The sequence below is a fragment of the Nitrincola salilacus genome (genome assembly GCF_046271865.1).
GTDB classification, from domain to species: Bacteria; Pseudomonadota; Gammaproteobacteria; order Pseudomonadales; family Balneatricaceae; genus Nitrincola; species Nitrincola salilacus.
In genome coordinates, this window is sequence record NZ_CP176580.1 from 1208735 (window position 1) to 1222476 (window position 13742).

The window sequence follows — 13742 nt, forward strand, 5'->3', positions numbered from 1 at the left end:
TCAGGAACATGAAACTCTTCAAAGATCTTTCGATCAGCAAAAAAATTACCGTTTTAATCACCTCCCTGATCTTCCTGCTGATGCTTACGGCTGCTTTTGGCATTTATAAAATGAACGTCATAGGGCAGGAACTCAAGATTATTCAGACTGATAACTTGCCGCTGATAGAATTGGTCGCGCATATAACGGAGAAGCAGCTTGAGAAAGCCGTTCTGATTGAGAGAGCCATGCGGGTTGCCGGTGTCACCAGCTCAGAACAAACTGTCCCTGAGTTGCATCGTAGAGTCACCGAGCTTACCCGTATTATTGATGATGAAATCCAAGATGCCGAGGATATTCTTATGGCAGCCAAGGGCCGAGCGCTCGGTCAGAAGTTGAAAGGCGAAATCGAAGCGATAGAGCGGGCCATGCTCTCCGTGGAACAAGATATCCACAGTTTGGAGGGCGTCGTTGAGCGCATGATGGACCGGCTCGAACAGGGTGCCGAGGTATCGGAATCCGACGTTGTGATGCTTGAACAGCAGCAACGGTCGATCGAAATTCACATGGAAGAGATACTGGTCAGCGTTGAAAAAATGACCGAGCACACCATAGAAAAAGTCGATCACGACGAGGAAATCGCACTAAAGGGAATGTTCTGGCTTAGCGCCTTCTCCATCATGATCGGCGCATTGCTCGGCGTGTTGATCACCCGTGGTATCACCAGACCGCTGGCGCGAGCCGTAGAGGCTAGTCAGCGCCTCGCCTCTGGTGACCTGACAGTCAAACTCGAAGCGAACTCCGCTGATGAAACCGGACAGCTGCTGAATGCCATGCACGCGATGAGCGAGCGCTTGCTGGATATGGTGTCCCACATAGCGGCGGCAACCGAACAACTGTCCGGTGCCACCAATGAGGTGGCAGCTGTTACTACTCAGACCGCTCGTAGCATCGAGAGTCAAACGGAGCAGCTTGACCAGGCGTCGGTGGCGTTGAACCAGATGTTATCCACAGTAAAGCTTGTATCAGAGCATGCATCGGAAGCCGCCACCTCGACGGCAAGCGCCGATCAACAAGCCAAAAATGGGAGAGAGATCGTCAGTCAGGTCAATATATCCATTCAGGAGCTGGCTAGTCAGATCGAACATGCCCAAGCCTCTATCACACGTCTCGACGCCGAAACTAATAATGTCGACAGAATACTTGCGGTGATAACTGCGATTGCAGAGCAGACCAACCTGTTGGCACTGAACGCGGCGATAGAAGCGGCTCGTGCCGGTACGGCCGGACGTGGCTTTGCCGTTGTTGCTGACGAGGTACGAAGCCTGGCATCTAAAACACAGCAATCGATCATCACTATTCAGGAAATGGTCGGCACCCTGAAAAGCGAAGCCCGGATGTGTGTCGATGCCATGAACGAGGGGTACAGCAAGGCGGGAGTAACCGTTAAGCATGCCCAGCAGGCTGAATCTGTCCTGCTGGAAATCACAGGTGCGACCGACACGATTTCCGCTATGAATGTTCAGATTGCCAGCACGGCGGAGCAGCAGAGCGCGGTTACCGAGCAGGTCAGCGCCTCTGTCATCCAAATCCATGGTGCGGGTGCGGAAATCAGCACCGGGGCACAGCAGGTGTCCGTAGCGGCGGAAGAATTGGCGCAACTGTCGGAAAACCTGAAAAGGTTGGTGGGGCAGTTCAAGGTGTCCTAGCTACACTATGGGGCCGATACCGCGAAGCTGCCGCTATTGCGGAAACCGGCCTGCTTTAGTAGGCCAGCATGATGCCTGCTAGTGTGCCCAACTCTGCCGTGCCGCACTAATACGTCACAATCGACGCATAAAAAATGAGCTGATCTGGGCCGGGCCGTCTGGCCGGGCGATCAGGTCCGCTTGTAGCGCTTCGGAAAGCGCGTTCATGGTTCGCGGATATCCTTCGTGCGGGGTGAATAGCCGGTCAGGTTTTCGGTTTCGAGTCGGGACTTGCAGGTGGCATAGGTTTCTTCGGTAAACCAGCGCAAAAGGTACAGGTCAGCGAAGTCGTCGGCGGGATAGCCACGATCATAGAGAATCAGGTCGCCAGGGCTGGCGGCCTGCAGGTGCGCCGCCGCCAGTTCGCGCTCCCCTGTAGAGCACGGGGCGATTTGCAGGTCGTGGATGAAGCGGTTGAGCGGATCATACAAGGCGGAGAGCCGGGCACCGGGATGCATGGCCTGACTATTGACTGCGCCTAAGTCTCCCTGAGCAGATCGGTATTGGGCAACTCGACGGTGGAGCCGTCGACGGCAAACAGCCGCCTGCCGTGCCAGCGCTGGAAGGTGGCGTGGTCGTAGAAGGTGTTGCAGGCGAGTTGGTTCAACTCCTGATAGGCGGAGGGTTTAAGCTTTTTGCGTGCCGCCACCTGTTGGCGATTGTGTAATTATATGATATTACTTGAGAAAATCTTAACTTAAGGGCATTACTGTAATGCCAGGCTAAATAGCGGCTGAATGCGGTATTGAGATTCCAACCTGAATCTGTGACTTCAAAGTATATCCCGGAGGCCTTGGGTGAGTGTATGCCGCTGGGACGCGGCATTCAAGTACTGTCTGTCTACATGGATGTATATACGGCGCCTCACCCAAGTCCTTCGGAATATGCCTGCAAATACAATCAGTTGTTAGTGAAATCACGGATCCATGTCCAATAAAAACATAACCAGGAAGGTAGTAATGAAGTTGAGAATGTTCCAGATCGATGCTTTTGCCGAGAGGCAATTTGAGGGTAACCCTGCTGCGATTTGTCCCCTTGAAACCTGGCTTGATGACACGCTGCTACAAGCCATTGCGGCAGAGAATAACCTCTCCGAGACCGCATACTTTGTTCCGGCAGGGGATGCCTTTGAGCTGCGCTGGTTTACGCCAGTGGAGGAGGTAGACCTGTGCGGGCATGCGACACTTGCTAGTGCTCATGTGCTCTATACCCACTTGGCTTACACCAAGCCCGAGGTGAGGTTTCTGACGCGCAGTGGCCCACTTACCGTGACGCGTGGTGATCAGGGCTTGCGTATGGATTTTCCAGCTGCCCAGCCGGTAATGACTGAATCGCCCGAAGCCCTTCTGGAAGGGTTGGGTAAAGCACCTGAAGAGGTGCTGGCCGCCTTTGACTACATAGCGGTTTATGACACCGAGGAAGAGATTCAAGCGCTGACACCGGATTTTGCAAAGCTCCAGACCCTTGGATTGCGTGGTGTGGTGGTTACTGCTCCAGGAAAAGATGTGGATTTTGTCAGCCGCTGCTTTTTTCCCAAATTTCAGGTGAACGAAGATCCTGTCACGGGCTCTGCACATTGCGAACTTGCTCCGTACTGGCAGATGCGCCTTGGGCGCAGAGAGCTACAAGCTCGCCAGTTGTCCAACCGCGGTGGCAGCATCGGCTGTGAAATCAAAGGGGATCGTGTGTTGCTCTCGGGCAAAGCGGTGGATTTCATGGTCGCCGAGATTCAAATAGATCTGGATCAGTGATGTCACTGGCAGCTGTTTGTATGTTCAGGCATATCCCGAAGGTTTTGAGTGAGACACCGAATTATTTACAGGCTCAGTCTTCGGAATATGCCGCGAAGTCACGGATTCAGGTGATTGGCTTCGGTAATGGGCTTGTAGTCAATCATTCCTCTGTGTCCCTTTTCTGTAGCAGCTTTTTCACTTCACGGTCAAAGTCTGATTCGATGTGTTGCTGCTTGTTGAATTTTTCATACTCTGCAAAGGCTTTCTGCTCGGCCTGCTTTCTACTGATGGTGCCGTAGCCTTCCAGAATCCGGTACTCATTGAAGGCAAGGAATCGGTTGACGCTTTCAGCAAAGCTTTCCATTGTAAAAGTGTTGCGCCGCTCAATAATCCCCTCGATATAGTCAAAAAAAGTCGATACGGCCCGTTCAAGTTTTTTGATTTCGGCCTCGCTCAAATAATTCTTTGCCACAATTGAGTCAGACTTAAGCACTCGACCATCCGGCGCATTTTTATAGGTGCTCATTCCCATCATCGGTTTGCTGGCATCCGCCTTCAGTGAAATGATCTCAGCTGCGGTATGGCCGGTAATCGCAAAATGAAATTTATCTTGCACATGAGCGTAAAACAAACGGGTGGTTTCCGATTTCGGATCGTAATTGATGCTGCACTCGGCAAAAATATCGGTAATCTGCTGATAGATGCGTCGCTCACTGGCGCGAATGGATCGCACCCGCTCCAGTAATTCGCGAAAATAGTCCTTGCCAAAATAGCGCCCATTTTTCAGACGCTCATCATCCATGGTAAAGCCCTTGATGATGTACTCTTTAATCAGTTGGGTTGCCCAGATACGGAATTGAGTTGCCTGCGCCGAGTTTACCCGGTAGCCGACAGAGATCACCGCATCCAGGTTGTAATACTTGATCTTGCTGGTTTGGGTTTTTCCGGCAATTGCGCCGTGCTCAGTGGTATGTTCCAAAATGGAACATACCACTTCTTCTTTTAACTCTTTACTTTCAAATACTTTTTTTAGATGCTTTGTAATCGCCGGGCGTTGCACACCAAACAGTTCAGCCATACGCTCCTGTGTCAGCCAGATAGTCTCATCGCTGAGCAGTACCTCCACTTTTATTGCTCCGTTGGGCGCGGTATAGAGTAAAAATTGCGAGGTTTGGTCTTGCAGGCTTAAATGTTTAGACATAGGGCTCCTTCCTTATGTGTGGGTGTCAGCGAATTTAATTATCAGTTTTGACCTGCTGTCAAAAACCATATTCATTTTTCAAGTGATTAAGCAACAGATTCACAGTCTGCCTCTCGGGTTCTGTTGGTTAGGCAGTCGCCTTATTTGATAAGGGCGAATGATTCCTCAATCCGCGACTTCGCGCATATTCTGGAGGCCTTGGGTGAGTGTATGCCGCAGGGACGCGGCATTCAAGCCTACACGGATGTATACACGGCGTCTCATCCAAGGCGTTCTGAATATCCCGCACATACAAGCAATTGCCAGTGAAATCACGGGTTCAGGTTGAACTTAGCCCATATGATCAGGTGGTGCAACCAGTCCGACACACCTCAATCAGTGCCTGTAGCTTGGGTGGGCAGGAGCGTCCGCGTGGATAGACCAGTGTCGAGAAGAAGGGGTAGGGCGTACCAGCCACTGCCTGATGTTTCAGAGTCCCTTTGGCCAGATCATCCTCAACGGCGCAGCGTGGCAGCAGGCCGATACCCATGTTGGCCAACAGACAGCGGCGGATCACCTCGACATTGGAGAATGATTGGCGGGGTTTCAGTGTCAGTCCCTGAGAGCGGAAATGTACTTCGGCGGCGACACGATAACTGCAGCCTGCTTCCGTCGTGATCAATGGCTGCTGGTTTAGCTGCTCCAATGTGATGGCGTCCGCCTGATAACGGCTGGGGTGGCAGACAAAAATTACATCCTCCGCATGCAGTCGATTGTTAATCCACTCATCGCTCTCCACCTGGCTCACCAGAATAGCCGCATCCAGTTCGCCGCAACGAAAAGCTTCGAGATGATCAAAGGGCTCATGCTCCAGCATCACCTCTACTTGGGGGGCTGAAGCCTGAAGAGCATTGATCAGCGCCGGCAGGCGATAGATGCACATGGAGCTGGGTGCAAATAGCTTCAGCGTGCCACCAGGTTCGTGGGCAATGGAGCTTGCCTGTTGGCTGATCTCTTCCGACAGTGCCAGAAATGAGCGAAAGCTGGGCTGCAACTGCTGAGCTGCGGCACTGGGAATGATACCGCGACCGGCAGGCTCCAGTAGTGTGACACCCAGCTCCGCAGACAACTCACGTATCTGCGCCGAGATGCTGGAGGGCGCAAGATACAGCTCTCGAGCTGCCCGTTGCACACTGCCAACCTCCATCACTTTCAACAGACTGCGGATCTGGCGAGGTGTCATTGTGCAATTTCTCCGAATGGTTTGGTTAAAAATATTCGCTTTTTTTGTTTTTGTCATCTGTTTTATGCTTCATGAACTAACCCAACAGATGGCAGAAGGAGCACATCATGCAGCTTTACATCGCTTATAAGAACTATTCATCCTGGTCTTTACGCCCTTGGATCGCCATGAAAGTTGCCGGTATTCCGTTTGATGAAACGCTTTTGCCGTTTGCTCACAGTGATGCGCTGAAGCAACTCAGCGAGCGCTATCAGATCCCTGCGCAGGTGCCGGTGCTGGTGGTGAATGAGGGGGAGGCTGAGCAACTGGTGATCTGGGACAGTCTGGCGATCATGGAGTATCTGGCCGAAACCTTCCCTGATCGCAAACTCTGGCCAGAGGATAAGGCGCTTCGCTCACTGGCACGTAGCGCAGCAGCAGAGATGCACAGTGGATTCATGGCCTTGCGCAGCAGTTTTCCGATGAACTGCCGAGTACAAAAGCAGATAGCAGCCAGCGTGGAGGTACGGGCGAATCTGGATCGGTTAGCTCAGATCTGGGCACATTTTGAGCGGGCGAAAAAGCCTGAAGGACCCTTCCTGTGCGGGCACTTCAGTATCGTCGATGCAATGTATGCACCGGTGATGTGGCGGGTGCGCGGTTATGGCTTGAAGGTATCGCCTGCGTTTGATCGCTGGGCGCAGGCGATGTTTGAACTGCCCGAGATGCAGGCATGGTATGTCAGTGCTCAGGATGAGTCCTGGACCATGCCGCACTACGAGGTCAATTAACCTCGCTATTGTTCAGTTAAGAGCAGTTCAGAGCAGTTCAGTTAAGAGCAGTTCAGAACAGATCAGATCAGATAAATCACCAACTGCCGGGGGCCATGTGCCCCCATCTGCAGGGTCTGCTCGATATCGGCACTGCGCGATGGGCCGGTGATCAGGTTGACCGTGCGCGGCATCTGACCGCCGGTTTCCTCGCGTAGCCGGTTCCAGGCGTCTTCATACACACCGACAATATCTTCACGGCGCAGGACAGCATAGTGCGTATCCGGCAGAAAGTTCAGCGTTGTCGGGCTTTCGGCACGGGAGTAGAGCATCAGGGTGCCGGTTTCGGCGATGCCGAGAAACGCCGTGGTCAGGCTGGCAAGATCACCGACTTGGGATACGCGTTGCGTGGTCTGCTTGTTCTGCAGCGGCGACCAGTCCAGCGAGGTCAGGCACTTATCCTGTGCCATGATCAGTTCTGTGATGCCAAGTGATTGCATATGCTGATCCAGCGCGGCAGGCAGGTCTGCCAGATCGTTCAGTTCAATCAACTCGGCGGCAGACTCGCGCGCCATATTGATGAACAGTTCTTGGCGCTCTGCCGCTGGCAACTGACCACGGGCTGGAATCAGGTTAGGGGCGTGCGCCTGAATGCGGTTCTTCACGGTGGCGCGTGCTTCGTCTGTGATCTTGCCACCCAGTCCGCGACGGATATTGCCCAGTATCTCTGCTTTGCTCATTAGTGTCCGCTCCGTTGCTTCTCTTGCCACTGCTGCATGAAGGTTTTGCCGCTGGGTGCCGGCATATCGCGCCAATCGGTCCAGGCACCAACCATGGGTATCTTGCGAATATAACCCTTCTTGCCAGCCATCAGGCGCAGGGCAGCATTAGATAGTGCGCTGAACTTTCGGTACAGCGCCGGGCGTCTGGCCATAAAGGCCCAGCCACCGAGTCCCCAGCGGGCGGTTCTGGGCGTCAGGTGCTTTTCAAACTCCTTCTCACGCCAGTGGCGCATCAGTTTGGGCAGTGGAATATGCACCGGGCAGACCGACTCGCACTTGCCGCAGAAGGTGGAGGCGTTCGGCAGCAGTGCGCCTTTCTCGATCCCGATCATCTGTGGTGTGAGTACCGATCCCATTGGGCCAGGATAGACCCAGCCGTAGCTGTGCCCACCGACAGCTCCATAGACAGGGCAGTGGTTCATACAGGCCGCGCAGCGGATGCAGCGCAACATATCCTGGAACTCATTGCCGACCATATCACTGCGACCGTTATCGACCAGCACAACATGGAAATGCTCCGGCCCATCCTGATCACCGGGGCGGCGACCACCGGTTGAGAGGGTGTTGTAAACCGAGCACTCCTGACCGGTCGCGGAGCGGGCCAGCAGGCGCAGGAACAGCGTCATATCCTCAAGGGTAGGTACCACCTTCTCGATCGAAGTCACGACGATATGGGTGTTGGGCAGAATCTGGGTCAGGTCGCCGTTGCCTTCGTTGGTCACGATGATCGAGGAGCCGGTCTCTGCCACCAGAAAGTTGGCGCCGGTGATACCGACATCTGCTGCGGCAAACTTCTCACGCAGACGCTCACGCGCCTCCTGCATCAACACCTTGGGATCTACGGAACGTGGTGTGTGATGATGGGTGTGGAAGGTATCGGCGACATCTTCCAGGTTGAGGTGGATGGCAGGGGCGATGATATGGCTCGGATGCTCGCCGCGCAGCTGAATGATGTATTCGCCGAGATCGGTCTCGATCGGCTGGATACCGTTCTGTTCCAGAAACTCATTCAGGTTGATCTCCTCCGTGACCATCGATTTGCCCTTGGTCACGGTTCTGGCATTCTGCTCGCGACAGATTTTCAGAATTGTCTGACGGGCATCTTCCGAGGTGCGACACCAGTGAACATGGCCGCCGTTTTCCAGCACCTTGGCTTCAAACTGCTCCAGATACAGGTCGAGATGGGCAATCACATGGTTCTTGACGTCTCTGGCCTGATCACGCAGGGCATCAAACTCAGGCAGGCGTGCCATGGCGGCTGCGCGCTTGCCGGGAAAACCGTTCTTGACGTTACCGAGCGCCTTCTGCAGCCCGACATCATGCAGGGCTATACGGGCGCTTTCCTTGAATTCCGGGGTACGGATCTGCATCTTGCTGCTCCTTATACCTTGGTGGCCAGATCATAGGATGATGAGGCAAGCGGCGGCTGTGAGGTCATATCGGCCAGCAGTTCGACCACATGGCGCACATCGACTCTGACGCCTTCGCGCTTGAGTTTGCCTGCCATATTCAGCAGGCAGCCCAGATCTCCGCCGAGCAGGGTGTCAGCCCCCGTATTGGCGACATTGGTGGATTTGTCAGACACCATGCGGTTGGAAATATCAGGGTACTTGACGCAGAAGGTGCCACCAAAACCACAACAGACTTCTGAGTCTACCAGTTCGGTCAGTTTGACCCCCGGCAACTGTTGCAGCAGTTTGCGCGGTTGCTGTTTGACTCCGAGCTCGCGCAGCCCCGCGCAGGAATCATGATAGGTCACATGTCCGCTGAAAGTGCTTTCAATAGCCGTGAAATCGACCACATCCACCAGAAACTGGGTGATTTCGAAAGCGCGGGATTTGAGCGACATGGCCCGTTCAAACCAGGGATCGTTGCGCTCAAAGAGTTCGGGGTAGTGGTGCAGCATGCCGATACAGGAGCCTGAAGGTGCCACGACATATTCAAAGCCGTCGAAGGCTTCGATGGTCTGGTGCGCTATATCGGCAGTTGTCTGGCGGTCACCGCTGTTGAATGCGGGCTGGCCACAGCAGGTCTGCCGCTCGGGAACCTCGACTTTACAGCCGGCAAGTTCCAGCAGTTTTACAGTAGCAAAGGCGATTTCAGGTCTGTACAGATCGGCCAGGCAGGTCACGAACAGGCCGACGACAGGCGCTTTTGCTGTCGTTTGATTTATTATGGTTTCATTCACTGTCTGGTTTCCCGGAGTGATTCATTGGTCAGGTTGAAGTGGTATCAGCATAGGCAAGGGTAAGGCTAAAATAAATGCTACACTGATAACTGGTCTGACCAAGGGAGGGCAAGTGTGGGTAATAACGGATTGGATAATGCAGAATCCAGTGTTGAAAGGGTAGCGGCCGATCTGAGGGAGGCGATTGCCGAGGGGGTCTATATTCCCGGCCAGGCGATCCCGTCTCAGAGAGCGCTGGCCGAGCAATGGCAAGTATCGCGCGCCACAGTGCGTGAAGCAGTCCTGATGCTGGAGCTCGAAGGGTTGATCCAGACACAGCATGGCGGGCGCAGTCGCTGTGTTAATCTGATGGAGCCCTACCTGAATCTGCCGTTGGAGACTTCTGGCGGGAATAGGGAACTCCAACTGCAGGTACTTGAGGCACGTGCCACTCTGGAGGCAGAAGCTGCCTTTTATGCAGCTACCCGTGCAACGGATGAGCAGTTACGGGCGCTGTCGAGTGAGTATGCCCGGATGCAGGAGCGTAATGCGGGCGAATCGACGCTGGCCAAAGCTAAAGCGGATCTGATGTTTCATATGATGATTGCCGAGGCGAGTCATCATCTACTGATTATTTCCTTCAGTCAGTTGTTCTATAACCGTTATTTCAACGCCATTTACGGAGTGCTATCGCAGACACTCAGACGCTATGGACGCTATCCGGAAGGGATAGCGCAACAGCATGCACGGATTCATAAAGCGATCCAGCAACGTCAGCCAGAGGTGGCAAGAGACGCCGCAAGAACGCATATTCTCTATACCCGTCAGCTACTTGAACGCACTGAAACCTGTCCGTGAACAATATGAACTTAATGAATTAAATACTCTTTTTAACCCATTATGCGCTTAAACTTCTCATGTACCCAAGCAGCTGACTATAGTACAGGTGTTCCTATAATAAAGTGAATAAACGGAGAACACCTCAATGTTGCCAAGAAAAACCTGGTCGCTGCGTTCCGCTGCGGCAGCTCTCACTCTTTCCATTGCCGCTGTCGGCTTCTCCTCAGCCGTCCTCGCGGATTGGGAACCTTCTAAGCCAGTTGAATTTATTGCTCCTGCTAATCCAGGTGGTGGTTGGGATACGCTTGTGCGTACCGTTTCCAACTCTATCCGTGCTGAAGAGCTGGCGCCGGTCAATTTTGCTGCTATTAATATTCCCGGTGGTGGCGGATCGGTTGCCTGGGCCCAGATCGGCCGTGATGAGAAGAATGATCACAAATTGTTTGCCACCAGTCCACCAATCATCCTGGTACCGCTGTCTGGCCGTTCACGCTTTGATCACAATGATTTCACGCCCATTGCACGACTGATCACCGATTACTCTATCGTACTGGTGCGAGCTGATTCACCTTATCAGAATATCAATGATCTGTTTGATGCCATGAAAAAGGATCCATCCATGAGTATCGGTGGTGGTTCTGCTGCTGGCTCCATGGATCACATCGCAATTGCCGGTGCAGCCGGTGCAGCCGGTCTTGATGCCTCAAGTGTTAACTACATCGCCTTCTCTGGCGGTGGTGAGGTGATGACCAACCTGCGTGGTGGACATATCGCTGCCGGTATTTCAGGTGCAGGTGAGTCCTCTGCTCAACTGGAAGACGGTATGTTGCGTGCGCTGGCTGTTTCTTCTTCTGAGCGTATTCCAGGTCCTGTTGCTGATGTACCAACGTTTGTTGAGCAAGGCGTTGATTACACCTTCGATATCTGGCGTGGTGTGATGGGCCCTAAAGACATGTCGGCTGAAGCAGTGACCTATTATCAGGATCTCCTTGCCCGCATGCAGGAAACTGATAACTGGAAACAGTCACGTGATCGCCTGGGCTGGTACGACGCTTATCAGAACAGCGAAGAGTTTGGCAAGTTCCTGGATGAGCAGTACACGCTGTTCAGTACGGTACTGAAAGACCTCGGTCTGCTCGCTAACTAAAGTTATAGAGTCAGAGGTTATGGAGTCAGGGTCGGCAGGTCATTCGTCTGTCTGTCGGTCCTGGTTTTCATTAAGCTTACTCATCTGGTGGTACTATGACTCGTATAAATCATAATCAAGTGCTGGCAATCATTCTTGGACTCTTCTCAATAGTCTATTTATGGATGGCCTTCCAGATTCCGACTTTCCCAATTCCGCGCCCGGTTGATTCAGATGCGTTCCCCAAAGCGCTTGGTGCCGCCATTCTGATTCTGTCAGTCTTTCTTTTTCTGGAAAAAACCGGAGAAAAGGGTGTTGAGGTGGAAGAAACCAGTCATATTGGTTTCAGTTTTACCAGTCCATATATGCAAGTCGTGGTGACATCCGTAGGGGTTCTGGCGTATGCCTTTTTAATCGAGCCTCTGGGTTTTGTTCTTGCATCGTCTTTGTTGATGTTTCTACTGGCGACCTATTACGGTTACCGAGCCTGGCTGGTTAATCTGGCCACGACTCTGGGTATCGTACTCTCGCTCTATTTTGTAATGACGCGGGCCGTGGGTGTACATCTTCCTCCCGGTATCCTGCCGTTCTGATTTAATGCGGAGAGTCAGTTGTGTTTGAATCATTCAGCAGTCTCATGTATGGCTTCAGCATTGCGCTGGATCCGACAAATCTCTTCTACGTATTCATCGGCGTGTTTGCCGGCACCATCATCGGCATGCTGCCGGGTCTGGGGCCGATCTCTGCCCTGGCACTGATGATTCCGATCACCTTCAGCATGGACCCGGCCTCCGGCCTGATCCTGATGGCGGGTGTATACTATGGTGCTATCTTTGGCGGCTCGACATCGTCCATACTGCTCAATGCTCCGGGCGTTGCCGGTACGGTCGCCACCTCGTTTGATGGCTATCCTATGGCGCGCCAAGGGAAGGCGGGTAAAGCGCTGGCGATTGCGGCCTATGCGTCCTTTGTCGGTGGCACGATCTCGGTTATCGGCTTGATGCTGATTGCGCCGCTGCTGTCGATGGTGGCGGTCAGCTTTGGCCCGCCGGAGTATTTTGCCCTGATGATTCTCGGCTTGACCGCCGTGGTCAGCCTGTCTGATAAATCATTGGCCAAGGGGCTGATTGCGGCGGTGTTTGGCATGATGGTATCGATTGTCGGTATCGACCTGCAGACAGGTACCGAGCGTTACACTTTCAACTCACTCAATATGCTGGATGGTATCGACTTCCTGGTGGTGGCGCTGGGTGTGTTCGCACTGGCCGAAGTGTTCGTGATGCTGTTGCGTGGCGATGACAATAAAGGCAAGAAGCGCAAGGCGATCGGCTCACTCAAGCTCAGCAGATCAGAAGTGAAAGAGATTGCCGGGCCGATCGGGCGTAGCTCAGTGCTGGGTTTCTTTATCGGTGTGTTGCCAGGGGCTGGCGCAACAATCGGCTCCTTCCTCGGCTACAGTATGGAAAAGCGTCTCGCCAAAGATGGTGACACCTTTGGTAAAGGTAATATCAAGGGTGTTGCTGCCCCTGAGGCTGCCAATAATGCTGCCTGCGGCGGCTCCTTCGTACCGCTGCTGACCCTGGGTGTACCTGGCTCCGGCACCACGGCGGTACTGCTGGGTGCACTGCTGGTGATGGGCGTCACGCCTGGCCCGATGATGATGGAGACGCGCCCGGATGTGTTCTGGGGAGTGATCGCCAGTATGTATATCGGCAACATCTTCCTGCTGGCGCTGAACCTGCCGTTTATTCCGCTGATCGCGAAGATTCTGGATGCCCCACGGCCGTTGCTGCTGTCGATGATCCTGATCTTCTGTATGGTGGGTGTCTATGGCATGAACTTCAACATCTTTGATCTGGTGATGTTGCTGGTATTCGGTCTGATCGGTCTGGCGATGCGTCTGTATGGCTTCCCGGCTGCACCGATGATTCTGGGTCTGATACTGGGCGCATTGATGGAAGAATCCATGCGCCGTGCGCTGCAGATCTCGGGTGGTGACTGGTCTATCTTTACCGATAAACCCATCTCCCTGTGGTTGTTGGTTATTGCCTTGTTGTCGCTGACCGCGCCGAGCCTGAAAAAGCTCTATCTGAAAGCACGGACTGCCACCGCATAATCGGCTTTCAGCTCAAGATCATCTTTATCTTTTTTGATAGCCTGTGGCGCCTTGCTGCAGGCTTTTTTTTATGCCCAGG

The 13742-nt window shown here is 53.5% G+C and carries 14 protein-coding genes; 7 read left to right on the forward strand and 7 right to left on the reverse strand.

Annotated elements, in window-relative coordinates:
• The first annotated feature begins 8 nt into the window (after window positions 1–8).
• Entirely contained in the window at window positions 9–1688 is a 1680-nt protein-coding gene (locus ACK3CJ_RS05625; protein WP_409525454.1) for a methyl-accepting chemotaxis protein, read from the forward strand.
• Between the two features lie 203 nt (window positions 1689–1891).
• Here the strand turns inward: ACK3CJ_RS05625 and ACK3CJ_RS05630 are convergent, their stop codons facing one another.
• Together ACK3CJ_RS05630 and ACK3CJ_RS05635 are read right to left on the reverse strand one after the other, a co-directional pair.
• Window positions 1892–2185 carry a hypothetical protein gene (locus ACK3CJ_RS05630; RefSeq protein ID WP_409525455.1) on the reverse strand — a complete coding sequence of 98 codons (294 nt, stop codon included), beginning with the start codon at window positions 2183–2185 and terminating at the stop codon, window positions 1892–1894.
• Between the two features lie 20 nt (window positions 2186–2205).
• A complete protein-coding gene (locus tag ACK3CJ_RS05635; protein WP_409525456.1) occupies window positions 2206–2376 on the reverse strand; it encodes a hypothetical protein in 171 nt (56 codons plus the stop codon).
• 310 nt (window positions 2377–2686) lie between these two features.
• Here ACK3CJ_RS05635 and ACK3CJ_RS05640 point away from each other — a divergent pair, with 310 nt between their 5' ends.
• A complete protein-coding gene (locus ACK3CJ_RS05640; protein ID WP_409525458.1) occupies window positions 2687–3478 on the forward strand; it encodes a PhzF family phenazine biosynthesis protein in 792 nt (263 codons plus the stop codon).
• Between the two features lie 142 nt (window positions 3479–3620).
• Here ACK3CJ_RS05640 and ACK3CJ_RS05645 read toward each other — a convergent pair whose 3' ends face one another.
• Window positions 3621–4661, reverse strand: coding sequence for a virulence RhuM family protein (locus tag ACK3CJ_RS05645; protein ID WP_409525459.1), 1041 nt, complete (start codon window positions 4659–4661; stop codon window positions 3621–3623).
• A 343-nt stretch (window positions 4662–5004) separates the two neighbouring features.
• A complete protein-coding gene (locus ACK3CJ_RS05650; protein ID WP_409525460.1) occupies window positions 5005–5883 on the reverse strand; it encodes a LysR family transcriptional regulator in 879 nt (292 codons plus the stop codon).
• 107 nt (window positions 5884–5990) lie between these two features.
• On the opposite strand from ACK3CJ_RS05650, the gene ACK3CJ_RS05655 reads away from it, so the two are divergent.
• Window positions 5991–6653, forward strand: coding sequence for a glutathione S-transferase (locus ACK3CJ_RS05655; protein ID WP_409525461.1), 663 nt, complete (start codon window positions 5991–5993; stop codon window positions 6651–6653).
• A 62-nt stretch (window positions 6654–6715) separates the two neighbouring features.
• Here ACK3CJ_RS05655 and ACK3CJ_RS05660 read toward each other — a convergent pair whose 3' ends face one another.
• From ACK3CJ_RS05660 to ACK3CJ_RS05670, 3 genes are read right to left on the reverse strand one after another with little or no spacing between them, the layout of a single operon-like run.
• Complete coding sequence (locus ACK3CJ_RS05660) at window positions 6716–7372, reverse strand: LutC/YkgG family protein (protein WP_409525462.1); 657 nt, start codon at window positions 7370–7372, stop codon at window positions 6716–6718.
• Entirely contained in the window at window positions 7372–8784 is a 1413-nt protein-coding gene (locus ACK3CJ_RS05665; protein WP_409525463.1) for a LutB/LldF family L-lactate oxidation iron-sulfur protein, read from the reverse strand. The genes ACK3CJ_RS05660 and ACK3CJ_RS05665 overlap by 1 nt, the downstream gene beginning before the upstream one ends.
• Before the next feature lie 11 nt (window positions 8785–8795).
• The gene (locus ACK3CJ_RS05670; RefSeq protein ID WP_409525464.1) at window positions 8796–9602 is read right to left on the reverse strand and encodes a (Fe-S)-binding protein; all 807 of its coding nucleotides are present in this window, start codon (window positions 9600–9602) and stop codon (window positions 8796–8798) included.
• 114 nt (window positions 9603–9716) lie between these two features.
• Here ACK3CJ_RS05670 and ACK3CJ_RS05675 point away from each other — a divergent pair, with 114 nt between their 5' ends.
• From ACK3CJ_RS05675 to ACK3CJ_RS05690, 4 genes are all read left to right on the forward strand, one after another.
• Window positions 9717–10439 (forward strand): FadR/GntR family transcriptional regulator, encoded by a 723-nt coding sequence (locus ACK3CJ_RS05675; protein ID WP_409525465.1) that lies wholly within the window; start codon window positions 9717–9719, stop codon window positions 10437–10439.
• A gap of 127 nt (window positions 10440–10566) precedes the next feature.
• The gene (locus ACK3CJ_RS05680; protein ID WP_409525466.1) at window positions 10567–11568 is read left to right on the forward strand and encodes a Bug family tripartite tricarboxylate transporter substrate binding protein; all 1002 of its coding nucleotides are present in this window, start codon (window positions 10567–10569) and stop codon (window positions 11566–11568) included.
• Window positions 11569–11663: 95 nt separating this feature from the next.
• Window positions 11664–12140, forward strand: coding sequence for a tripartite tricarboxylate transporter TctB family protein (locus ACK3CJ_RS05685; protein ID WP_409525467.1), 477 nt, complete (start codon window positions 11664–11666; stop codon window positions 12138–12140).
• 44 nt (window positions 12141–12184) lie between these two features.
• Window positions 12185–13663 (forward strand): tripartite tricarboxylate transporter permease, encoded by a 1479-nt coding sequence (locus ACK3CJ_RS05690; RefSeq protein WP_409526553.1) that lies wholly within the window; start codon window positions 12185–12187, stop codon window positions 13661–13663.
• Window positions 13664–13742: the final 79 nt, after the last annotated feature.